The organism is Vibrio sp. 10N.261.55.A10, assembly GCF_041470825.1.
GTDB lineage: Bacteria > Pseudomonadota > Gammaproteobacteria > Enterobacterales > Vibrionaceae > Vibrio > Vibrio crassostreae_C.
In genome coordinates this window covers 22,324-43,977 of the sequence record NZ_JBFRNC010000033.1, presented here as the reverse complement: position 1 = coordinate 43,977, position 21,654 = coordinate 22,324, and the positions used below count along the sequence as shown (strand labels likewise).

Annotated in this window: 24 protein-coding genes; 2 read left to right on the top strand and 22 right to left on the bottom strand. The window is 45.1% G+C overall.

Going from position 1 to position 21,654, the window contains the following annotated elements:
- Positions 1-70 precede the first annotated feature (70 nt).
- The 22 genes from AB4274_RS11850 to AB4274_RS11745 form a co-directional block, all read right to left on the bottom strand.
- A complete protein-coding gene (locus AB4274_RS11850; protein WP_004735742.1) occupies positions 71-493 on the bottom strand; it encodes a F0F1 ATP synthase subunit epsilon in 423 nt (140 codons plus the stop codon).
- Between the two features lie 18 nt (positions 494-511).
- A complete protein-coding gene (atpD, locus tag AB4274_RS11845) occupies positions 512-1,915 on the bottom strand; it encodes a F0F1 ATP synthase subunit beta (RefSeq protein WP_048610850.1) in 1,404 nt (467 codons plus the stop codon).
- Positions 1,916-1,949: 34 nt separating this feature from the next.
- A complete protein-coding gene (gene atpG / locus AB4274_RS11840) occupies positions 1,950-2,816 on the bottom strand; it encodes a F0F1 ATP synthase subunit gamma (RefSeq protein ID WP_016794171.1) in 867 nt (288 codons plus the stop codon).
- Between the two features lie 48 nt (positions 2,817-2,864).
- Entirely contained in the window at positions 2,865-4,406 is a 1,542-nt protein-coding gene (atpA, locus tag AB4274_RS11835; RefSeq protein WP_102321083.1) for a F0F1 ATP synthase subunit alpha, read from the bottom strand.
- A 13-nt stretch (positions 4,407-4,419) separates the two neighbouring features.
- A complete protein-coding gene (gene atpH, locus AB4274_RS11830; RefSeq protein ID WP_017058795.1) occupies positions 4,420-4,953 on the bottom strand; it encodes a F0F1 ATP synthase subunit delta in 534 nt (177 codons plus the stop codon).
- A 15-nt stretch (positions 4,954-4,968) separates the two neighbouring features.
- The gene (atpF, locus tag AB4274_RS11825; RefSeq protein WP_032545592.1) at positions 4,969-5,439 is read right to left on the bottom strand and encodes a F0F1 ATP synthase subunit B; all 471 of its coding nucleotides are present in this window, start codon (positions 5,437-5,439) and stop codon (positions 4,969-4,971) included.
- Positions 5,440-5,498: 59 nt separating this feature from the next.
- On the bottom strand, positions 5,499-5,756 hold the full coding sequence (gene atpE, locus AB4274_RS11820) for a F0F1 ATP synthase subunit C (protein WP_004411110.1): 258 nt from the start codon (positions 5,754-5,756) through the stop codon (positions 5,499-5,501).
- Positions 5,757-5,804: 48 nt separating this feature from the next.
- Positions 5,805-6,602 (bottom strand): F0F1 ATP synthase subunit A, encoded by a 798-nt coding sequence (gene atpB / locus AB4274_RS11815; RefSeq protein ID WP_017058797.1) that lies wholly within the window; start codon positions 6,600-6,602, stop codon positions 5,805-5,807.
- Positions 6,603-6,610: 8 nt separating this feature from the next.
- Positions 6,611-7,000: a F0F1 ATP synthase subunit I gene (locus AB4274_RS11810; RefSeq protein ID WP_017058798.1), complete on the bottom strand. Its 390-nt coding sequence runs from the start codon at positions 6,998-7,000 to the stop codon at positions 6,611-6,613.
- A 192-nt stretch (positions 7,001-7,192) separates the two neighbouring features.
- Complete coding sequence (locus tag AB4274_RS11805) at positions 7,193-8,074, bottom strand: ParB/RepB/Spo0J family partition protein (RefSeq protein WP_017058799.1); 882 nt, start codon at positions 8,072-8,074, stop codon at positions 7,193-7,195.
- A gap of 23 nt (positions 8,075-8,097) precedes the next feature.
- Positions 8,098-8,871: a ParA family protein gene (locus tag AB4274_RS11800; RefSeq protein ID WP_029235097.1), complete on the bottom strand. Its 774-nt coding sequence runs from the start codon at positions 8,869-8,871 to the stop codon at positions 8,098-8,100.
- A gap of 14 nt (positions 8,872-8,885) precedes the next feature.
- Positions 8,886-9,518, bottom strand: coding sequence for a 16S rRNA (guanine(527)-N(7))-methyltransferase RsmG (rsmG, locus tag AB4274_RS11795; protein ID WP_017058801.1), 633 nt, complete (start codon positions 9,516-9,518; stop codon positions 8,886-8,888).
- Positions 9,518-11,413 (bottom strand): tRNA uridine-5-carboxymethylaminomethyl(34) synthesis enzyme MnmG, encoded by a 1,896-nt coding sequence (gene mnmG, locus AB4274_RS11790; protein WP_017058802.1) that lies wholly within the window; start codon positions 11,411-11,413, stop codon positions 9,518-9,520. The genes rsmG and mnmG overlap by 1 nt, the downstream gene beginning before the upstream one ends.
- A 482-nt stretch (positions 11,414-11,895) precedes the next feature.
- Positions 11,896-12,330, bottom strand: a complete 435-nt coding sequence (mioC, locus tag AB4274_RS11785) for an FMN-binding protein MioC (protein ID WP_017058804.1) — start codon at positions 12,328-12,330, stop codon at positions 11,896-11,898.
- Positions 12,331-12,380: 50 nt separating this feature from the next.
- Complete coding sequence (gene mnmE, locus AB4274_RS11780) at positions 12,381-13,742, bottom strand: tRNA uridine-5-carboxymethylaminomethyl(34) synthesis GTPase MnmE (protein ID WP_029235098.1); 1,362 nt, start codon at positions 13,740-13,742, stop codon at positions 12,381-12,383.
- 130 nt (positions 13,743-13,872) lie between these two features.
- A complete protein-coding gene (yidC, locus tag AB4274_RS11775) occupies positions 13,873-15,495 on the bottom strand; it encodes a membrane protein insertase YidC (RefSeq protein WP_372112115.1) in 1,623 nt (540 codons plus the stop codon).
- A gap of 2 nt (positions 15,496-15,497) precedes the next feature.
- Positions 15,498-15,755, bottom strand: a complete 258-nt coding sequence (gene yidD, locus AB4274_RS11770) for a membrane protein insertion efficiency factor YidD (RefSeq protein ID WP_004735802.1) — start codon at positions 15,753-15,755, stop codon at positions 15,498-15,500.
- Positions 15,722-16,045 carry a ribonuclease P protein component gene (rnpA, locus tag AB4274_RS11765; protein ID WP_017055478.1) on the bottom strand — a complete coding sequence of 108 codons (324 nt, stop codon included), beginning with the start codon at positions 16,043-16,045 and terminating at the stop codon, positions 15,722-15,724. The genes yidD and rnpA overlap by 34 nt, the downstream gene beginning before the upstream one ends.
- Positions 16,046-16,090: 45 nt before the next feature.
- Positions 16,091-16,225 carry a 50S ribosomal protein L34 gene (rpmH, locus tag AB4274_RS11760; RefSeq protein WP_004735800.1) on the bottom strand — a complete coding sequence of 45 codons (135 nt, stop codon included), beginning with the start codon at positions 16,223-16,225 and terminating at the stop codon, positions 16,091-16,093.
- A gap of 206 nt (positions 16,226-16,431) precedes the next feature.
- Positions 16,432-17,169, bottom strand: coding sequence for an amino acid ABC transporter ATP-binding protein (locus tag AB4274_RS11755; RefSeq protein ID WP_017063027.1), 738 nt, complete (start codon positions 17,167-17,169; stop codon positions 16,432-16,434).
- Complete coding sequence (locus tag AB4274_RS11750) at positions 17,166-17,837, bottom strand: amino acid ABC transporter permease (RefSeq protein WP_009848134.1); 672 nt, start codon at positions 17,835-17,837, stop codon at positions 17,166-17,168. The genes AB4274_RS11755 and AB4274_RS11750 overlap by 4 nt, the downstream gene beginning before the upstream one ends.
- A gap of 135 nt (positions 17,838-17,972) precedes the next feature.
- Positions 17,973-18,722 carry an amino acid ABC transporter substrate-binding protein gene (locus AB4274_RS11745; protein ID WP_009848135.1) on the bottom strand — a complete coding sequence of 250 codons (750 nt, stop codon included), beginning with the start codon at positions 18,720-18,722 and terminating at the stop codon, positions 17,973-17,975.
- A 311-nt stretch (positions 18,723-19,033) separates the two neighbouring features.
- Between AB4274_RS11745 and dnaA the strand changes: the two genes are divergently transcribed.
- Both dnaA and dnaN read left to right on the top strand, forming a co-directional pair.
- Positions 19,034-20,455 (top strand): chromosomal replication initiator protein DnaA, encoded by a 1,422-nt coding sequence (gene dnaA, locus AB4274_RS11740; protein WP_017058808.1) that lies wholly within the window; start codon positions 19,034-19,036, stop codon positions 20,453-20,455.
- An 81-nt stretch (positions 20,456-20,536) separates the two neighbouring features.
- On the top strand, positions 20,537-21,637 hold the full coding sequence (gene dnaN / locus AB4274_RS11735) for a DNA polymerase III subunit beta (protein WP_017099673.1): 1,101 nt from the start codon (positions 20,537-20,539) through the stop codon (positions 21,635-21,637).
- The last annotated feature ends 17 nt before the right edge of the window (positions 21,638-21,654 follow it).

Sequence of the window (21,654 nt, the reverse complement as noted above, 5' to 3'; positions counted from 1 at the left end):
GAGAACATCAAAAATGCAAAAAGGCGACCCTTAGGTCGCCTTTATCTCAGAGTCTATAATCTTAAAAAGACTAACGACGCTGTTTTGTCAGTTCGATAACTCGTAACTGAGCAATGGCTTTAGCCAGTTCACCGGCCGCTTGTGCGAAGTCTATGTCGCCATGCTGATTTTGGATATTCTCCACAGCCTTGCGTTTAGCTTCTTCCGCCTTTGCTGCGTCTAGCTCTTCACCACGGATAGCTGTATCAGCCAGTACAGTCGCTGTACCAGGCTGAACTTCTACCATACCACCAGAAACATAAATGATTTCTTCGTGGCCGTGCTGCTTAACAATACGCACCATACCAGGCTTGATAGCGGTCAGCAGTGGAGTATGACCATGGAAAATACCAAGCTCACCCTCACTACCGGTCACCTGAAACGTCTCAACAAGGCCTGAGAAAATTTGTTTCTCTGCACTTACAACGTCTAGGTGAAAGGTTATTGCTGCCATATCGCCTCCTAGTTAGCCTTATAGCTTCTTAGCATTCTCGATAGCTTCGTCAATTGCACCACAGTACATGAACGCTTGCTCTGGAATGTCATCGTATTCACCAGATAGAAGACCTTGGAAGCCACGTAGAGTCTCTTTAAGAGGTACGTAAACGCCTGGGTCACCTGTAAATACTTCCGCTACGTGGTAAGGCTGAGTTAGGAACTTCTCAATCTTACGAGCACGAGATACAACTTGCTTATCTTCTTCAGATAGCTCGTCCATACCTAGGATAGCAATGATATCTTTCAGCTCTTTATAGCGCTGAAGAGTAGACTGAACGCCACGAGCGATGTCGTAGTGCTCTTGTCCAACTACCAATGGATCCAGTTGACGTGAAGTAGAATCTAGCGGGTCGATCGCTGGGTATAGACCCATAGATGCGATGTTACGGTTAAGTACAACCGTTGCATCCAAGTGAGCGAACGTTGTTGCTGGAGACGGGTCAGTCAAGTCATCCGCTGGTACGTATACCGCCTGTACAGACGTGATAGAACCAGATTTAGTTGACGTGATACGCTCTTGTAGAACACCCATTTCTTCAGCTAGTGTAGGTTGGTAACCTACCGCAGAAGGCATACGACCTAGAAGTGCTGATACTTCAGTACCTGCTAGTGTGTAACGGTAGATGTTATCAACGAACAGTAGAACGTCACGACCTTCGTCACGGAAGCGCTCTGCCATTGTTAGACCAGTCAGTGCAACACGTAGACGGTTACCTGGTGGCTCGTTCATCTGACCGTAAACCATCGCTACTTTTGATTCTTCAGGTTTTTCGATGTTTACAACACCTGCTTCCTGCATCTCAAAGTAGAAATCGTTACCTTCACGAGTACGCTCACCTACACCTGCAAATACAGATAGGCCTGAGTGTTGAAGTGCGATGTTGTTGATAAGTTCCATCATGTTAACGGTCTTACCTACACCAGCACCACCGAATAGACCGATTTTACCACCCTTAGCGAATGGACAAATCAAGTCGATTACTTTAACACCAGTTTCTAGAAGAGCTGTCTCGTTAGACTGCTCTTCGTAGCTTGGAGCTTCACGGTGAATGGCGTAATGCTCTTCAGCACCAATCTCGCCACACTCATCAATCGCGTCACCTAGGACGTTCATGATACGACCCAATGTCTTAGTACCTACTGGTACTGAGATTGGAGCGCCAGTATTTTCAACTGTCAAACCACGACGTAAACCATCAGAGCTACCCATTACGATTGCGCGAACTACGCCACCGCCAAGTTGTTGCTGAACTTCAAGAACTAGACGTTCTTGTACTTCATTAACATTCAGAGCGTCGTATACACGAGGTACTTCACCCTGTGGGAACTCTACGTCGACTACCGCACCGATGATCTGTACGATCTTACCTGTAGCCATCGTTAATCCTCTAACTATTTAGTTTTACCTAAGCTTAAACCGCAGCTGCGCCTGAAACGATCTCAGAAAGTTCTTGTGTAATCGCCGCTTGACGCGCTTTGTTATACACAAGTTCTAAGTCATCAATAATGTCACCAGCGTTATCTGTTGCTGATTTCATTGCAATCATTCGAGCCGCTTGCTCACAAGCAAGGTTCTCAACCACACCTTGGTACACTTGAGATTCGACATAGCGAACCAATAGTGCATCTAGTAGTGGTTTTGGCTCGGGCTCATAAATGTAGTCCCAAGAATGACTGCGTTTCATTTCTTCGCTGTCTGATTTAGGCAAAGGAAGTAATTGATCGATCGTTGGTTCTTGAACCATAGTGTTTTCAAACTTGTTGAACACTACGAACAGGCGATCTAATTCGCCTTCATCATATTTCTTCAGCATAACGCTTACAGAGCCAATCAAGTCTTCAAGGCTTGGACGATCGCCCAGACCAGAAACTTGAGCTGCTACTTTCGCGCCGCTGTTGTTGAAAAATGCTGTCGCTTTTGAACCTACAATTGCAAGTTCAACGTCAGCACCTTTCTCAGACCAATCTTTCATGTCGTTCATGGCTTTTTTGAACAAGTTAATGTTCAAACCACCACAAAGACCACGGTCTGTAGAAACGATGATGTAACCAACACGTTTGGCTTCACGTTCCTCAAGATAAGGATGCTTATACTCGAGGCTACCATTAGCCAAATGACCGATCACTTTACGCATTGTTTCTGCATATGGACGAGTAGCTTCCATTGCGTCTTGAGAACGACGCATTTTTGAAGCTGCTACCATTTCCATTGCTTTCGTAATCTTCTGTGTGCTTTTAACACTACCGATTTTATTACGTATCTCTTTTGCGCCGGCCATCGTTACTCTCCGTTAATGGTATGAGGTGGCCCTAAGACCACCTACCAATTACCAGGTCTGGGTTGCCTTGAAATCGTCAACAAGCTTCTTCAGCTCAGCTTCGATTTCTTTATTGAAAGCACCCGTTGTGTCGATCTGTGTTGCTAGATCGGCATATTGACCACGAGCAAACGACAGTAAAGCAGCTTCAAAGTCTAGAACTTTAGAAAGTTCAACGTCTTGAAGGTATCCACGCTCTGCAGCGAAGATTACTAGAGCTTGGTCAAATACAGACATAGGAGCGTATTGCTTCTGCTTCATCAGTTCTGTAACTTTTTGACCGTGGTCTAGCTGCTTCTTAGTCGCTTCATCAAGATCCGAAGAGAACTGAGCAAATGCTGCAAGTTCACGGTATTGAGCTAGAGCAGTACGGATACCGCCAGATAGCTTCTTGATGATTTTAGTCTGCGCCGAACCACCTACACGAGAAACTGAGATACCAGGGTCAACAGCTGGACGTACGCCCGCGTTGAATAGCTCAGTTTGTAGGAAGATCTGACCATCGGTAATCGAGATTACGTTCGTCGGTACGAATGCAGATACGTCACCAGCTTGCGTTTCGATGATAGGAAGAGCAGTTAAAGAACCCGTCTTGCCTTTCACTTCGCCTTTAGTGAATTCTTCTACGTAGTGTTCGCTTACACGAGCAGCACGCTCTAGTAGACGAGAGTGAAGGTAGAAAACATCACCAGGGAACGCTTCACGACCTGGTGGACGCTTAAGCAGTAGTGAGATCTGACGGTAAGCGACAGCTTGCTTAGATAGATCATCATAAACAATCAGTGCATCTTCACCGCGATCACGGAAGTATTCACCCATCGCACAACCAGCATACGGTGCAAGGTATTGCAGCGCTGCAGATTCAGAAGCCGATGCAACAACAACAACAGTGTTTGCTAGTGCGCCGTGCTCTTCTAGTTTGCGAACTACGTTAGCGATAGTCGACGCTTTTTGGCCGATTGCAACGTAGATAGAGAAAATACCAGAATTTTTTTGGTTAATAATCGCATCGATCGCCATCGCTGTTTTACCAGTCTGACGGTCACCGATAATAAGTTCACGCTGACCACGACCGATAGGGATCATTGAGTCAACTGACTTGTAACCAGTTTGAACAGGTTGATCTACCGATTTACGGTCGATTACACCTGGTGCGATAATTTCTACAGGCGAAGTCAATTTCGCATCAATAGGACCTTTACCATCAATTGGCTCACCTAGCGTGTTTACCACACGACCAAGCATTTCAGGACCTACTGGTACTTCGAGAATACGACCCGTACCTGTAACTTTCATGCCTTCCTGTAGGTCAGCATATGGGCCCATTACAACAGCACCAACCGAATCACGGTTCAAGTTAAGTGCTAGCGCGTAACGGCCACCCGGTAGTTCAATCATTTCACCTTGCATCACGTCCGCTAGGCCGTGAATGCTAAGGATGCCATCGCTTACCGAAACGATAGTACCTTCATTGCGAGCTTCACTAACAACGTCGAAAGATTCAATACGTTGTTTAATTAGATCGCTAATTTCAGTGGAATTAAGTTGCATGCTCCAATCCCCATTAAGACTGCAATGCATCGCTCAGGCGGTCTAAACGACTGCGCGCTGAGTTATCGATGACTAGGTCTCCGGCTCGAATAATAACTCCACTAAGTAGAGTCTCATCTATACTGCAATTCAGCTGAACTTTGCGCGCTAAGCGCTGTTCCAATTTGCTGCTGATCTCTGCGCGTTGTTCTTTAGAAAGTTCAACCGCTGAAGTGACTTCAACGTCGATCTCTTTCTCGTGCTCTTGTTTGAGCAATAAGAACTCTTTGCAAACATCAGGAAAAGCCATTAAGCGGCCATTCTCTGCCATTACTTTTATCAAGTTCTGGCCGAATTCATCAAATTGTTCGCCACAAATTACAATGAATACTTCAGCTAATTTTTCAGCAGTTTGAGAGCTGCTTAAGAAATTGTGAACATCATCATTTTGTGCCACTTCGGCAGCAAAAGTAAGCATCTGACCCCATTGGTCTAGCTCACCTTTCTCTACCGCAAAGTCAAACGCTGCTTTAGCATAGGGGCGTGCGATTGTAGTCAAATCAGACATATACAGCCCCTTGCTTTAAAGTTTTGCAGTAATGTTGTTAAGAAGATCATCGTGTACATCTTTATCGATTGTACGCTCAAGGATTTTCTCAGCACCAGCAATTGCCAGAGTTGCGACTTGTTTGCGCAGGTCATCACGGGCACGTGTGCGCTCAGCTTCAATTTCGGCTTCCGCTTGCGCTAAGATTTTCTGGCGTTCTGCCTGAGCCTCTTCGCGAGCTTCATCAATAATTTGAGCCTTGCGTTTATTTGCCTGTTCAATAACCTCAGTTGCGGTGCGCTTCGCTTCTTTCAATTGGTCAGAAGCGTTGGCTTGTGCTAGATCCAAGTTTTTAGCAGCGCGTTCAGCGGCTACTAGACCGTCAGCAATTTTTTTCTGACGCTCTTCAATTGCTTGCATGATTGGTGGCCATACATATTTCATGCAGAACCAAACAAACATAGAAAAAGCAATTGCTTGACCTAACAGAGTTGCGTTCATATTCACAACAGCTACCCCTCGTTAAGAATCAACTACAAAAATTTAATTAACTAATTAACAGTTAATTAGCCTGCTAGTTGACCAACAAATGGGTTAGCAAACGTGAATAGTAGTGCGATTACGATACCGATCATTGGAACAGCATCCAGTAGACCAGCGATGATGAACATCTTAACTTGTAGCATTGGAGCCATTTCAGGTTGACGCGCAGCGCCTTCTAGGAATTTACCACCAAGAATAGCAAAACCAATTGCAGTACCTACGGCACAAAGACCAACAATAATAGCAACAGCGATTGCTGAAAAACTTAGTACAGTTTCCATTTACGTTCTCCGATTAACATTAATAGTTAGAATAAAACTTAAAAATTTTTAGTGATCGCCATCTTCATGGGCCATTGATAAATAAACAATTGTTAACATCATGAAAACAAATGCTTGAATCAAAATAACCAAGATATGGAAGATAGCCCAAGGTAGAGAGCCTACCCATTGTAAATACCACGGTAGCATTGCCGCACAAAGAATGAATACAACCTCACCTGCGAACATGTTACCGAATAGACGCATACCAAGTGATAGAGGCTTCGCGAGTAGCGATACCACTTCAATCAGTAGGTTAAACGGGATCATGATTGGGTGATTAAATGGATGTAAAGCAAGTTCTTTGGCGAATCCACCTAAGCCTTTTACTTTGATGCTGTAGTAGATCATCAGAGCAAAAACACCTAAGGCCATTGACATGGTTATATTAACATCAGCTGAAGGAACCACTTTCAAATAAGGGATACCTAGCCAATGCTCCGCAGGATATGGTAAGAAATCGATAGGCACTAAGTCCATCAAGTTCATTAAAATAATCCAGCAGAATATAGTCAGTGCTAATGGAGCAATCAGAGGGTTGCGGCCATGGAAAGTGTCTTTAACGTTGCCATCAACGAATTCAACTACCATTTCAACAAAACACTGAAGCTTACCAGGTACACCTACTGTTGCTTTCTTAGCGACTGAGCGAAAAACCCAAAGGAATAACATCCCTGTCAACACCGAAAAAAACAGACTGTCTATATGTACGTTCCAGAAACTTGTCTCCTCTACAAGACCAAACTTAGCTAAAGAAAGGTTTTGTAAGTGGTGCTCAATGTATCCGGATGCTGTTGGCGCAGCCATAACTCATCCTATTTTTTATTGTTAATGAAAAGCACTGGCGCAAAGATATTAATACCTAGAACCAGTAAATAGGTCAGTTTGAGGGGAACTAATTCCACCTGCATATACATGTAGACAATAGAGAATAGTAGAACTGTGATAAGGATTTTTAGCGCTTCGCCTGCATAGAACGACGCCGCAACTAACTTAGTTGCGCGAGCTCCACTAAATAGGAAAGCACACACACAAAAAACTGCATTTGCGATGACAAAAATACCGCCACCGATTAATGCAGCAAAACCCCAATCAGGATTAACAGCTAAACCTAACCCTATCGCCACTAATATAACCGCGCTAAGCTCGATCAATAACATTTGCTTTGCAAGCACTCGTCCTGGTCTTGCTAACGCCGCTACCATGTATTCGTTCCTCTTTTAAGCCTTCTTTACTACTCGCTTAAAAGCGTGCTGAGAAATTGGCGAAAATTATACGTTCAGCCAAATTGATTGCAATAACAATGCAGCAATCATTTACATTTTTGTATACAAACCTACAACTTTTGTACGAAATTACTTGTTTATTACATAATTGACCTAAATCAATTATCTCATTTAGTACTCTAGTTTAGCAATAAGTTGCTCTAATTTGTGAGGCTCATCAAGAGTAATTGTCACTTTTGACTTACCGCTAACAGAACGAGTAACTGAAACGTTTGCTTGCAATTTTTCCGTGAGTCTTCGTGAAAGTTCGATAGCTTCTGTGTCTTCAGGCTTCGATTCACCTTCAACGTCTGGTTTTAAGCACTTTTTGACAAGTTGCTCAGTTTGACGCACGGTCATTTTTTTGGTTGCCGCAGTGTTTGCTGCTTCAACCTGGGTATCACCTTCAAGCGCAAGCAGTGCTCGAGCATGCCCCATTTCCAGTTGTTTATTGGAAACTAAACCTTTTACTTCATTTTCGAGCTGATTTAGACGTAATAAGTTACTCACCGTAGCTCTCGATTTACCGATTACATCAGCGACTTGTTGGTGTGTCAGCTCAAATTCGTTCTGTAGTCGCTCTAGCGCTTGTGCTTCTTCGATAACATTCAGATCTTCACGCTGAATATTCTCAATCAACGCCATCGCGATAGCGGCTTTGTCTTCGACTCTCTTGACCAAACATGGCACTTGTTTAAGGCCAGCTTGACGAGCCGCTCTCCAACGACGTTCACCAGCAATAATCTCGAACTGGTCGTGCGCCAATGGGCGAACTACGATCGGTTGGATAATGCCTTGAGATTGAATTGATGCTGCCAGCTCTTCTAGCGCTTCAGGCGCAATATCCTTACGCGGTTGATATACACCAGGCTTCAAGCAACCAACAGCCAGTTCAATAAGCTCACCATCAGCCGACAACGCCTGACTATGAGAAGCAACTTGCTGTTTTTCACGAGCCAATGAGCTAGTTGCAAGCAATGCATCTAGCCCTTTTCCTAAACCACGCTTAGACATTGAGCGAATTCCTTTGGTTGGATCTATACTGGGACTTCTTCACGACGCAACATTTCGCCAGCAAGAGCAAGGTAAGCCTTAGCTCCTGCGGAATATTTGTCGTAGTACATTGCTGGCTTGCCGTGACTCGGGGCTTCTGCCAGACGCACATTTCTAGGGATCACAGTTCGGTAGACTTTGCTACCAAAGTGTTTTTTGAGTTGATCAGATACTTCGTTCGATAAGCGGTTGCGAGGATCGTACATAGTACGCAGAAGACCTTCGATCTTCAGGTTCTCGTTTACAACAGCCGCTAGCTTACTGATGGTATCCATCAATGCAGTCAAACCTTCCAAAGCAAAGTATTCACATTGCATAGGAACCAATACGGAGTCGGCCGCAGCCATCGCGTTGATTGTAAGAAGGTTTAATGAGGGCGGACAATCAATAAAGATGAAATCATAGTTATTGCGAATGGGTTCGAGTGCATTTTTTAAACGAACTTCACGAGCAAACACTTCCATCAGCTTGATTTCTGCCGCAGTAACATCACCGTTCGCGGCGATGAGGTCATAATTGCCAGATGTACTCCGGCAAACCACCTCATCAAATGGGGTGTCTTCAACCAACAAATCGTAAGCTGTTGCTTCAACTTGATACTTGTCGACACCGCTCGCCATAGTGGCATTACCTTGAGGATCGAGGTCAACAACCAATATCTTGCGTTTTGTTGCCGCCATTGATGCTGCTAAATTAATGCAAGTTGTTGTTTTTCCTACGCCACCCTTCTGGTTGGCAATTGCTACGATTCTACCCACTATGGCCTCGCTGATTATCCCTGACGCGATAAAGTAACTAGATGACGCTCTCCATCAAGCTCTGGCACTTGCAAAGCTTTAATGTCTGTCACTGAACACCATTCAGGTAACAGGTCGATTTCGTCTCTAGGATGTTGTCCCTTAAGAGCCAAAAATACACCGGATTGCTCTTTAGGTAAATGGTGACACCACTCTACCATGTCTGTCATTGACGCAAATGCACGACTGAGCACTGCATCAAACTTTTCTTCTGGTTGAAATTCTTCAACGCGACTTTGAACCGGTACCACGTTGTCGATACCCAGCTCATGAATCACCTGTTTGATAAAACGAATACGCTTACCTAGGCTGTCTAGCAAGTAAAACTCGCAGTCTGGATTCATGATTGAGAGCGGAATCCCAGGAAGACCAGGTCCCGTACCCACATCGATAAAGCGCTTACCTTGTAAGTGAGTGCTAACAATGATGCTATCTAAGATATGTTTCACCATCATTTCTTGTGGGTCACGAACTGATGTTAGGTTATAAGCTTTGTTCCACTTGTTCAGTAACTCAACGTAGCCAACCAACTGGCCACGTTGTTTTTCAGATACTTCAAGTTCAGTCTGGCCAATAAGGTGATCCAGTTTTTCGCGTAATGCGCTCATTATGCTTCCTCACCTTTTTTCAACAGGCCGTGTTTTTTCAAGTAAACCAACAGAATTGAGATTGCTGCAGGTGTGATACCTGAAATTCGCGAAGCAATACCAATTGAGTCAGGCTTAGCTGTCGTTAGTTTAAGAACCACTTCGTTAGAAAGTCCTTTTACCTTGCTGTAATCGATATCAGCAGGCAGTTTGGTGTTTTCATGACGCAGTGATTTTTCAATTTCGTCTTGTTGACGCTGAATGTAACCATCGTACTTCACTTGGATCTCAACTTGCTCAGACGCTTGTTGATCTTCCAGTGCAGGACCAAAACGATCCAATGCGGTTAACTGTGAATAAGTCATTTCAGGGCGACGAAGAAGATCTTCACCGCTCGCTTCACGAGACATTGGTGTTTTCAGAATTTGGTTCAGTTGATCAATATCTTCAGATTTTGGATTAATCCAAGTCTCTTTCAGACGTTGACGCTCCTTCTCCATGTTTTCCATCTTCTCGTTGAAACGAGCCCAACGAGCGTCATCAACAAGGCCAAGTTCACGCGACTTTTCAGTCAAGCGGATATCGGCGTTGTCTTCACGAAGCAGCAGACGGTATTCCGCGCGAGACGTAAACATGCGGTAAGGTTCTTTGGTACCCATGGTAGATAGGTCGTCGATAAGCACGCCCATGTAAGCTTGGTCACGACGTGGACTCCAGCCTTCTTTGCCTTGAGTAAACAAACTTGCATTCAGACCGGCCATCAAGCCTTGTGCAGCCGCTTCTTCATAGCCAGTGGTACCGTTGATTTGACCCGCAAAGAATAGACCTTTGATAAACTTAGTTTCGTAAGTCAGCTTAAGGTCGCGAGGATCAAAGAAATCGTACTCAATCGCATAGCCAGGGCGAACGATATGAGCATTTTCAAAGCCCTTCATCGAACGAACAATTTGAACCTGTACATCAAACGGCAGACTGGTAGAGATACCATTCGGGTATAGCTCGTGAGTCGTTAGACCTTCTGGCTCAATAAAAATTTGGTGACTGTTCTTGTCAGCAAAACGCATTACTTTGTCTTCAATCGAAGGGCAGTAACGAGGGCCAATGCCTTCAATCACACCCGCGTACATAGGGCTGCGATCAAGGTTGGCACGAATTACGTCATGCGTATTTTCATTGGTATGCGTGATGTAACATGGAATTTGACGAGGTTGTTGAGCTCGGCTGCCCATGAACGAGAAAACAGGCGTCGGGTTATCACCGTGCTGAACCTCAAGCTCAGAAAAATCAACGCTACGCGCATCGATACGAGGAGGAGTACCTGTTTTCAGGCGATCAACTCGGAATGGAAGATCACGAAGACGGTCAGCCAGTGCGATCGATGGTGGATCACCAGCACGGCCACCTGAAGAACTTTCCATACCAATATGGATCTTGCCGCCTAGGAATGTGCCCACAGTCAGAACCACAGCGCTTGCGCGGAACTTAAGGCCCATCTGCGTTACCACACCTACCACTTGATCCTGTTCAACGATCAAGTCATCAACCGACTGTTGGAACAAAGTCAGGTTTGGCGTGTTTTCAAGAACGTTACGAACAAAGGCTTTGTACAGTGCGCGGTCAGCTTGTGCACGAGTAGCACGAACCGCAGGGCCTTTTGATGCGTTCAATGTTCTGAACTGAATACCTGCATGATCAATAGCTTGCGCCATTAATCCACCCATTGCATCGACCTCTTTTACCAAGTGGCCCTTACCGATCCCGCCAATGGCTGGGTTACAAGACATTTGTCCTAGTGTATCGATATTATGAGTAAGTAATAACGTACTTTGACCAGTACGTGCAGATGCGAGTGCGGCTTCCGTTCCTGCATGGCCACCACCAACAACGATGACGTCAAATTTTTCGTGATAAAGCATGAACCGACCTCAGGTATTCAAACGTTTTCTAGATTGATAAAAAGGAGCGATATTCTACCTGTTTTCATAGCCTGAGAAAACGTTTTTGGGATTTTTCGAAAAAGCTGTTTTTAATTAATATAGATAAGATCTTTAAGGAGATCTTTTATTAGATCTATTATTAGGATCGAGGGTATCTGTGGATAAGTCGGAAATGATCAACGAGATCATGGATCTTTTTTGGATCAAATGATGTGATCTAACTTTGATCAGGATGAGGATTAGCTGGGATCAAAATGGCTACTTATTCACAGGAGGAAATTAGCCTAAAACTTGTTATTTGGATAACTATAGGTTAATCACCGTATATGTATGATCTTATCCACAGCAGAAATTGAAAATAGATCGCTAATTTTCGATGTTTTTGAAAAAAAGTTATTCACAATCACGATGTTCAGAGACAAAAAAAGCGGCATAAGCCGCTTTTTGAGAGAGGAGAGAGGTTAAAACTGGTCGCTATGATCGTTGAACCAAGCTTCTGCTGCGTCTTCTGGTACCGGAGTTTCCAATACATCGATGGTAAAACAGTCAGAAATAGGCTGAGCACCGAGCTCTTTCATCTGGCTGTGGACTGATTTTCCCGCCAAACAGAAGGTATCGTAACTCGAATCACCAAGCGCCACGACAGCAAAGCGAACCGGGCTTAAATCTGGAGATTGCTGGGTCAATGCGTCGATAAACGGCTTAATATTATCTGGAAATTCACCCGCACCATGAGTTGAAGTCACCAGCAACCAAAAGCCTTGTTGGGGAATATCATCGAATTCAGGCTGATTATGAAGGGTGATCTCGTGGCCTTGCTCTTCAAGAAGATCATTAAGGTGATCGCCAACGTACTCTGCACCACCTAAGGTGCTGCCTGTAATAATGTGGATCATTAAGCTGTCCTTACTAAAGAAAAAGGCCAGCATGAGCCGGCCTTTAAAGGTTATTTACCAATACAGAAAGAGGTGAAGATACGGCCGAGTAGGTCATCGGAACTGAATTCACCAGTAATCTCGTTAAGGTGTTGCTGCGTTATACGCAGTTCTTCTGCCAAGATTTCCCCTGCCATATAGCCTTCGAGCTGTTGCTGGCCAATATCTAGATGCTCAGATGCGCGTTCTAGGGCATCTAAGTGGCGACGACGTGCCATGAAGCCACCTTCATTGCCACCAGCAAAGCCCATGCAATCTTTTAAGTGATTACGTAGTGCATCAACGCCTTGTCCCGTCTTTGCTGATAGTCGAATCAGAGTTGGATCATTAACATGGCAAATCCCGAGATCTTCACCGGTTTGATCGGCTTTGTTACGAATCACGGTCATTCCGATGTTATTCGGCAGACGATCAACGAAATCTGGCCAGATATCTTTCGGGTCGGTTGCATCGGTAGTGGTGCCATCGACCATAAATAAAACGCGATCGGCTTGAGCAATTTCTTCCCAAGCGCGTTCAATACCGATTTTTTCGACTTCATCCGAGGCTTCACGCAGGCCTGCGGTATCAATAATGTGCAGTGGCATACCATCAATATGGATATGTTCACGAAGTACATCACGGGTTGTACCTGCAATATCAGTCACAATCGCGGAGTCTTTACCCGATAATGCATTCAGTAAGCTCGACTTACCGGCATTAGGACGACCTGCAATCACCACCTTCATACCTTCACGCATGATGGCACCTTGATTGGCTTCTTGGCGAACCGCTTCGAGGTTGTCGATGATAGCTTGTAAGTCAGCACTTACTTTACCGTCAGCAAGGAAATCAATCTCTTCTTCTGGGAAGTCGATAGCGGCTTCAACATAGATGCGTAAGTGAATCAGAGAGTCCACCAGCGTATTAATGCGTTTCGAGAACTCACCTTGCAACGATTGCAGAGCTGATTTCGCCGCTTCTTCTGAACTGGCATCAATGAGGTCAGCAATCGCTTCTGCTTGGGTTAAATCCATCTTGTCGTTCAAGAAGGCACGCTCCGAGAACTCACCTGGGCGTGCTGCGCGTAGCCCTGGAATAGCGAGGATGCGCTTGATGAGCATATCCATTACCACAGGACCACCGTGGCCTTGCAGCTCTAAAACGTCTTCACCGGTAAACGAGTGCGGGTTAGGAAAGTAAAGCGCGATGCCTTGGTCTAGCTCTAAACCATCGTGAGATTTAAAAGGGGTGTACTCAGCGTAACGTGGTTTCAGTACTTTGCCGGTAACTTCAAGCGCAACTTGGGCTGCTTGTGGGCCTGAAACGCGAATAATACCGACGCCGCCACGGCCGGGTGCAGTCGCTTGAGCAACAATCGTATCTGTAGTCATAGTTGTGCCTGCTAGCATGTGAAAGCCAAAAAGGGGCGCTCACGATTAATCAATTAGCTGAATTGTAATCAGCTAAAAACAAAAAGGCGACCTTTTGGTCGCCTTTCTTTGTCTCTTTCTATTATCGAACTTACTTAGAATGTAAGCCTTTCTTTTCCAGCGCGCGGTAGATAAGCGTTTGCTGAATCAGAGTTACGATGTTCGATACTAGCCAGTATAGAACCAGACCTGAAGGGAAGAACAGGAAGAAGAATGTGAACATAACCGGCATAAAGGTCATGATCTTCTGCTGCATTGGATCCGTTACAGTTGTCGGGCTCATCTTCTGGATTAGGAACATTGAAGCACCCATCAGAAGTGGCAAGATGTAGTATGGGTCTTGTGCTGAAAGGTCAGTAATCCAACCGAAGAACGGTGAGTGACGCAGTTCAACAGACTCCATTAGTGCCCAGTATAGCGAAATGAAGATAGGCATTTGCAGAAGGATAGGTAAACAGCCACCTAGTGGGTTTACTTTCTCTTTCTTGTAAAGCTCCATCATTTCTTGGCTCATGCGTTGACGGTCGTCGCCGATACGCTCACGCATTGCAGTCAGCTTAGGCTGAAGCATACGCATTTTCGCCATAGACGTGTACTGAGCTTTCGTTAGTGGGTACATAGCACCACGAACGATGAAAGTTAGACAGATGATTGCCAGACCCCAGTTCACAACGATGCCTTGAATGAACGAAAGCAGAGTATGAAGTGGTTTAGCAATGAACCATAACCAACCGTAGTCAACTACTAGGTCTAGGTTAGGTGCAACAGCAGCCATTTGGTCTTGAAGTTTAGGACCAACCCAAAGCGTTGCTTTGAAGTTTGCTTCGTCGCCAGTAGCGATGGTTTTGTTCGGCATGCGAACACCGATGTCGCCAAGGTTACCAATTACACGAGTGTAAAGGTTGCTGCCTGCTTCGTCGCGTGGGATCCATGCACTTGCAAAGTAGTGCTGAATCATCGCTGCCCAACCTTGACCGTTTGATAGGTTAAGAGACAGGTTGCGATCTTGCATGTCGTCGAAGCTGTATTTTTTGTAACGCGTATCTTCCGTAGAGTAAGCACCACCACGGTAAGTTGGCATTGTTAGGCTACCGCCGTCATCCATTACGTTCTGACGCAGGTGAGCGTACATGCCGAATGTCGCGTTGTTACCAGAGTTGTTGACTACATCGTATTCAACATCCATTGCGTAGCTGCCACGCTTAAGGATGAATGTTTTCGTGTAATCAAGGCCGTTCGCTTGGTAAGTCATCGGGATGCGTAGTTCATCCTGACCATCAGCAAGCGTGAAGCTGTCTGCTGAAACTGTGTAGCTTGGGCGGTTTGTGCTGCTTAAATCGATACCTTGAGGACCCACTAGACCGCTTTGTGCGATAAATTGGTGACCTGGTTCGTTTTTAAGAAGAACAAACGTATCTTCAGAATCGAACTCAGCAGAGTAATCGTTTAGGTTTGCTTTAACGACATCACCACCAACCGTATCAATTGACAGAGTCAGTACATCAGTTGTTACTGTGATAGTTTTAGCAGAAGAAGCAACTTGACCAGGAGCCGGGTCTAGATCATCTGCATAAGATGGCGCTGGTAGGGTGCTGCCAGATTGTGCCTGCTCAACCGCTTGTGGTGCTGGATTCTGAGCTACGTTCCATTGTTGGAACAGTAGGAAAGAAACCAAAGCCAATGCGATTAACAGGATATTACGTTGAGAATCCATCGTTATTTATCTCTGTCTTGTTTTTGGACTGGTGGAACGGGGTCAAAGCCCCCTTCGTTCAAAGGATGGCATTTTAATAGACGTTTGCCTGATAACCAACACCCTTTTACAAAACCGTGAGCTTTCAACGCTTCTATCGCATATAAAGAGCAGGTTGGAGTAAATCGGCAGCGTGGGCCGATGAGTGGACTAATAAACCATCTATAAAAATAGATGGGTATTAGCGCTATCCACGCGAAGGGCGAGACAGGCGAAGCCATAATTTGTCGAGTAGCTTGAACATTTCTTCATTGCTTAAATCTTGCGCGCTCTTCTTAGCGATTACAACAAAATCTTTGTTAGGAAGTTTGTGTTGAGTGTTACGAAAGCTTTCACGAGTAAGACGCTTGAATCGGTTACGACCCACGGCGGTTTTAATCTGCTTTTTCGGAACGGCTAATCCAAGACGAGGATTTGAAAGAGAGTTATTTCGGGCAATGATGGTGAAATGAGGGGAGCCAGCTCGATGAGCTTGCTTGAAGACATTTTGATAATGTTCGGGAGTTAACAAGCGTAACTCCCGACCGAAGGCTAGCTTATTCAAAATAATCAAAGATTACTTAGAAAGACGCTTACGGCCTTTTGCACGACGTGCATTGATTGTTGCGCGACCGTTCTTAGTAGCCATGCGAGCACGGAAACCGTGAGTACGCTTACGCTTTAGAACTGTAGGTTGAAAAGTGCGTTTCATTGTAATTACCTTACTGATCAGTAGTTTTAGGTTTTTGTTAAACCCGGCGTGGGCATTTTTTCTCTTCTTTATATAAGAAAGGAAAACCGACGCCTCTCAACAAAGAGGCGGAATTGTAATCACTGTCACAAAAAGTGTCAATGATTGGGTTAACTAAAATTCCGGTCGGGGGATTATACGTAGAATAACTAAAATCACAAGGATCCTTAGTCGATCCCAACCTTATTTAAGAATTTTTTTAATTTAGGATCCTGTGGATTACCAAAAATATCCTGTGGAGATCCCTGCTCGATAATATGACCGTCAGCCATGAAGATCACTCGGTCTGCGACCTCTCTCGCGAACTGCATTTCATGGGTAACCACCAGCATGGTTTGATGCTGATTTGCCAGTTTTTTCATTAGGTTAAGCACTTCGCCAACCCACTCAGGATCGAGCGCTGAAGTCGGCTCATCAAACAGTAAAAGCTCGGGTTGTAGTGCCATTGCACGGCCAATACCCACCCGTTGTTGCTGGCCACCAGAGAGCGCGGCTGGGTAGCTATCACCTTTGTCACCTAAGCCAATATCATCAAGTATTTGTTGTGCTTTTTCATGGGCTTGCTGTTTTTTCCAACCACGAACGGTAATTAAACCTTCAGCAATATTCTGTCTCGCGGTTTGGTGAGCGAACAGTGCATAGTTTTGGAACACAAAACCGGTCTTACGACGCAGTGCAAGCACCTCTGCCTTAGTGTGTTTCTGAGTATCAACCTTGATATCATCAATCGAAATCGTGCCTTGATCGGCTTGCTCTAGAAAATTCACACAACGCAGTAGGGTAGATTTACCCGTACCACTTGAACCTATGATGACAATTATCTCACCTTGTTTGATTTCTAGGTCGATCCCTTTCAAAACTTCGGTGTCACCAAACTGCTTGTGGATACTTTGTAATTTGATCATCGTACATACGCCTTATTCAGTTTCACTTCGGCCCAAATTTGAATACGAGTGAGGATAACCACCACGCCCCAGTAAATCAGTGCGACTGCTAAGAAAGCCTCGAAGAAGCGGAAACTTGAAGAAGCCTCCATCTGAGCTTTAGCCATGATTTCGGCGACACCTAGGGTGAAGGCAAGTGAAGTCGACTTGATCATATCGATGAAGTAGTTCATCAACGACGGCAGTGCCACGCGAGTTGCTTGCGGTAAGATCACTCGGCGCATCGCTTGGCTGGTTGTCATACCGACCGAAAGGCTGGCTTCCATCTGGCTGCGATCAATACCGATAATCGCGGCACGAATACTTTCTGCCATATACGCGGCAAAGTGCAGGGTTAAGCCAATCACAGCGGCGCTGAAGGCATCCAACCCAACCATCCACGGGAAGACTTGTGGTAAGCCGTAATAAAGGAGGAACAGCTGCACCAACAGTGGTGTGCCTCGGAAGAAGCTAATGTACAGCTGGCTCAGTTGGTCGAGCACTGGGATTTTGAATACACGAATATTCGCCAGTATCAGAGACAGGATCAGAGCAAAGAACAAGCCCCAGGTCGCCATCTCCATCGTGGTGCCTAAATACTTCAGTAGTATTGGCAACAGCTCTAGCATGTAATTAAAGTCAAATCCCATAATCTATCTCGTATTTTTATTGGCAGTGTTGTTCTATATGTAAGTACTGTTGTATCAGGTTTTTTAATCAGTGCACAAAAGCAAAAAGCCCACCGCTGTATAAAGCAGTGGGCCTTGAATGGAGAAAGTGAGTAATTACTTCTGAGTAATGTCCGCACCAAACCATTTCTGAGAGATACTTTCTAGCGTACCATCTGCGCGCATTGCTGCTAATGCTTCATTTACTTCTGCTTGCAGTTTTTTGCCGTTATCGTTGTCGACGAAAGGCCAAGCGTTTTCAATTGTTTCGAATGGCTGACCTGCTAGTTGTAATGGTAGACCAGTCTTCTTGATAAGCTCTAGTGCTGATAGGCGATCCATTACGAATGCATCGGCACGACCCAGTGCCACGTCATGTTCAATACCTGTATCGTAGGTTTTTACATTGATCTTGCCATCTTTGTCGTAGCTGCGAAGCAGTTGTTCAAAGTTTGAGCCTAGGTTTACCGCAACCGTCTTGCCATCAAGGTCTTCGATGCCTTTAATGCTGTCATTACCTTTACGAACGGTAATTTGTGCGCCGTCTACTACGTATGGGTCTGCGAATAGGTATTTCGCTTTACGTGCATCCGTCATTGTAATTTGGTTTGAAATGGTATCGATGCGACCCGTTTCAAGAAGACCAAACAGACCAGAGAAGTTTGCCGTTACGTATTCAACCTTGTAATCGTTACGCTTACCGATCTCATCCCATAAATCCACTTCAAAACCCTGTAGCTGGTCTTGTTTAACGAACGTAAACGGGAAATAGCGACCAGACATGCCGACTTTAACTTCAGTCGCAGCTTGAACAGTAGCAGCAGAGAGTGCGATAGCCGCAATTGCAGCCTTAATCCAGTTATTCATTTGGTAACTCCTTATATTTATGGGTTTGGATGTTACTGGGAAAATGCTCACTAGAATAAATAACCAGATGTTATTAACCATAACCAGATTGAATTCCCGATTTGGGGATAACTAGCAAGGATCCGGGCATAAGTGGATCATTGTGTGAGTAAATTAGGGGCAAGATGTGTGGATCCACCGATAAATTACAAATTTATTGTGAATAACTTGGATCTTATTCACTGGATCTGTGATCAATTGCTGGTGATCTGACTTATCAACAGGTAAAATTAGCGGTCATTTCATATTACTTTAAATAGAGTGAGGGCACCGTGTCATCTTCGCTTTGGTTGCAGTGTTTGCAACAGCTTCAAGAAGAGTTACCAGCTACAGAATTCAGTATGTGGGTTCGTCCGTTACAAGCGGAACTCAATGACAATACTCTAACTCTATTTGCACCGAACCGTTTCGTACTCGATTGGGTTCGTGATAAGTATCTAAATAGCATTAACCGTCTGCTGCAAGAATATTGCGGTAACGATATCCCACATCTTCATTTTGAAGTGGGAAGCAAGCGTGTGATTGCACCAAAGCCTGCGACACCGACACCAACTCAGACTCGCACTGCAGCTGATGTGGCCGCTGAGTCATCAGCACCTGCGCAATTACAAGCTCGCAAACCTGTCCATAATATCTGGCGTGATGAAGAGCCTGTCGCGGTTGACTTGAATCACCGCTCAAACGTGAACCCAAAACATAAGTTCAATAACTTTGTTGAAGGTAAGTCGAACCAACTCGGTTTGGCTGCGGCACGTCAGGTTTCTGATAACCCAGGTACAGCCTACAACCCGTTGTTCCTATACGGCGGCACTGGTTTAGGTAAAACGCACTTGTTGCATGCGGTGGGTAACGCCATTGTTGATAATAAGCCGAATGCGAAAGTGGTTTACATGCACTCAGAGCGTTTTGTTCAGGATATGGTAAAGGCTCTGCAAAACAACGCGATCGAAGAATTTAAGCGCTACTACCGTAGTGTTGATGCATTGCTTATCGATGACATCCAATTCTTTGCTAATAAAGAGCGTTCTCAAGAAGAGTTCTTCCATACCTTTAACGCGCTGCTTGAAGGCAACCAACAGATCATCCTAACGTCTGACCGTTATCCAAAAGAGATCAACGGGGTAGAAGATCGTCTTAAATCTCGTTTCGGCTGGGGTTTGACGGTAGCGATTGAGCCACCAGAGCTTGAGACACGTGTTGCGATCTTGATGAAGAAAGCCGAAGACCACCAAATTCACCTTGCGGATGAAGTGGCGTTCTTTATTGCCAAGCGTCTACGCTCTAACGTTCGTGAACTGGAAGGCGCATTGAACCGTGTTATTGCGAATGCAAACTTCACTGGCCGCCCGATCACGATCGACTTCGTGCGTGAAGCACTGCGTGACTTACTTGCCCTGCAAGAAAAACTGGTCACTATTGATAACATTCAAAAGACAGTCGCTGAGTACTACAAAATCAAAGTCGCTGATCTATTGTCTAAGCGTCGTTCTCGTTCTGTTGCTCGTCCACGTCAATTGGCGATGGCACTGGCGAAAGAGCTAACAAACCACAGCTTGCCTGAGATTGGCGATGCATTCGGTGGTCGTGACCACACGACGGTACTACATGCTTGTCGTAAGATTGCTCAGCTGCGTGAAGAGAGCCACGACATTAAAGAAGATTATTCGAACTTGATTCGTACCCTTTCTTCTTAATACACAGTATTCTTAACCTTAATAAGCAGAATCTTGGCCACGTACTATTACGCAGTGCCATTTAGACCGTAAGAGCAAGATATGAAATTTACCATTGAACGTAGTCACCTGATTAAGCCATTACAACAAGTATCTGGCGCACTCGGTGGCAGGCCAACGCTTCCAATTCTAGGAAACCTACTGATTAAAGTAGAAGATAACGTGTTGTCGATGACAGCGACGGATCTAGAAGTTGAACTGATCAGCCGTGTAACGCTTGAAGGTGATTTCGAAGCGGGTAGCATTACAGTACCTTCACGTAAATTCCTAGATATCTGCCGTGGATTGCCAGATAACTCAGTGATCACGGTGGTATTGGATGGTGACCGTATTCAGGTTCGCTCTGGTCGTAGCCGCTTCTCTTTAGCAACATTACCTGCGGCAGATTTTCCAAATATTGAAGACTGGAGCAGTGAAGTTGAAGTGTCAGTGACACAAGCTGAACTTCGCGGTCTTATCGAGAAAACACAATTCTCAATGGCGAACCAAGATGTTCGTTACTACCTCAACGGTATGTTGTTTGAGATTGAAGGCTCTATCCTGCGCAGCGTAGCGACCGATGGTCACCGTATGGCAGTATCTCAAGCACAACTGGGTGCGGATTTTGCTCAGAAGCAGATCATTGTTCCTCGTAAAGGTGTTCAAGAGTTAGTGAAGCTATTGGATGCACCTGAACAGCCAGTAACACTGCAAATTGGTAACTCTAACGTGCGAGCTGAAGTGAACAACTATGTCTTCACTTCTAAGCTGGTTGATGGTCGTTTCCCTGATTATCGCCGCGTAATGCCGCAAAATACCACCAAGACACTTGAAGCTGGCTGTGATGAATTACGTTCAGCATTTTCTCGTGCTGCGATTCTATCGAATGAAAAATTCCGTGGTGTTCGCGTTAACCTTGTGGATAGCGAGATGCGCATTACCGCGAACAACCCAGAGCAAGAAGAAGCAGAAGAAGTACTCGATGTTAACTTCGACGGTGACGCGCTAGAGATTGGCTTCAACGTAAGCTACGTATTGGATGTTCTGAACACACTGCGTTGTGAACAGGTTCGCATCTCAATGTCAGACGCCAATGCGAGTGCTCTTATCGAGAACGCACAAGATGACAGCGCGATGTACGTTGTTATGCCAATTCGCTTATAAGCAGCCCTATGTTGACC

Coding starts and splice junctions, on each gene's coding strand:
- AB4274_RS11850 (WP_004735742.1), bottom strand. CDS start 493: ATGGCAGCAATAACCTTTCACCTAGACGTTGTAAGTGCAGAGAAACAA.
- atpD (WP_048610850.1), bottom strand. CDS start 1,915: ATGGCTACAGGTAAGATCGTACAGATCATCGGTGCGGTAGTCGACGTA.
- atpG (WP_016794171.1), bottom strand. CDS start 2,816: ATGGCCGGCGCAAAAGAGATACGTAATAAAATCGGTAGTGTTAAAAGC.
- atpA (WP_102321083.1), bottom strand. CDS start 4,406: ATGCAACTTAATTCCACTGAAATTAGCGATCTAATTAAACAACGTATT.
- atpH (WP_017058795.1), bottom strand. CDS start 4,953: ATGTCTGATTTGACTACAATCGCACGCCCCTATGCTAAAGCAGCGTTT.
- atpE (WP_004411110.1), bottom strand. CDS start 5,756: ATGGAAACTGTACTAAGTTTTTCAGCAATCGCTGTTGCTATTATTGTT.
- atpB (WP_017058797.1), bottom strand. CDS start 6,602: ATGGCTGCGCCAACAGCATCCGGATACATTGAGCACCACTTACAAAAC.
- AB4274_RS11810 (WP_017058798.1), bottom strand. CDS start 7,000: ATGGTAGCGGCGTTAGCAAGACCAGGACGAGTGCTTGCAAAGCAAATG.
- AB4274_RS11805 (WP_017058799.1), bottom strand. CDS start 8,074: ATGTCTAAGCGTGGTTTAGGAAAAGGGCTAGATGCATTGCTTGCAACT.
- rsmG (WP_017058801.1), bottom strand. CDS start 9,518: ATGAGCGCATTACGCGAAAAACTGGATCACCTTATTGGCCAGACTGAA.
- mnmG (WP_017058802.1), bottom strand. CDS start 11,413: ATGCTTTATCACGAAAAATTTGACGTCATCGTTGTTGGTGGTGGCCAT.
- mioC (WP_017058804.1), bottom strand. CDS start 12,330: ATGATCCACATTATTACAGGCAGCACCTTAGGTGGTGCAGAGTACGTT.
- mnmE (WP_029235098.1), bottom strand. CDS start 13,742: ATGACTACAGATACGATTGTTGCTCAAGCGACTGCACCCGGCCGTGGC.
- yidC (WP_372112115.1), bottom strand. CDS start 15,495: ATGGATTCTCAACGTAATATCCTGTTAATCGCATTGGCTTTGGTTTCT.
- yidD (WP_004735802.1), bottom strand. CDS start 15,755: ATGGCTTCGCCTGTCTCGCCCTTCGCGTGGATAGCGCTAATACCCATC.
- rpmH (WP_004735800.1), bottom strand. CDS start 16,225: ATGAAACGCACTTTTCAACCTACAGTTCTAAAGCGTAAGCGTACTCAC.
- AB4274_RS11755 (WP_017063027.1), bottom strand. CDS start 17,169: ATGATCAAATTACAAAGTATCCACAAGCAGTTTGGTGACACCGAAGTT.
- AB4274_RS11750 (WP_009848134.1), bottom strand. CDS start 17,837: ATGGGATTTGACTTTAATTACATGCTAGAGCTGTTGCCAATACTACTG.
- AB4274_RS11745 (WP_009848135.1), bottom strand. CDS start 18,722: ATGAATAACTGGATTAAGGCTGCAATTGCGGCTATCGCACTCTCTGCT.
- dnaN (WP_017099673.1), top strand. CDS start 20,537: ATGAAATTTACCATTGAACGTAGTCACCTGATTAAGCCATTACAACAA.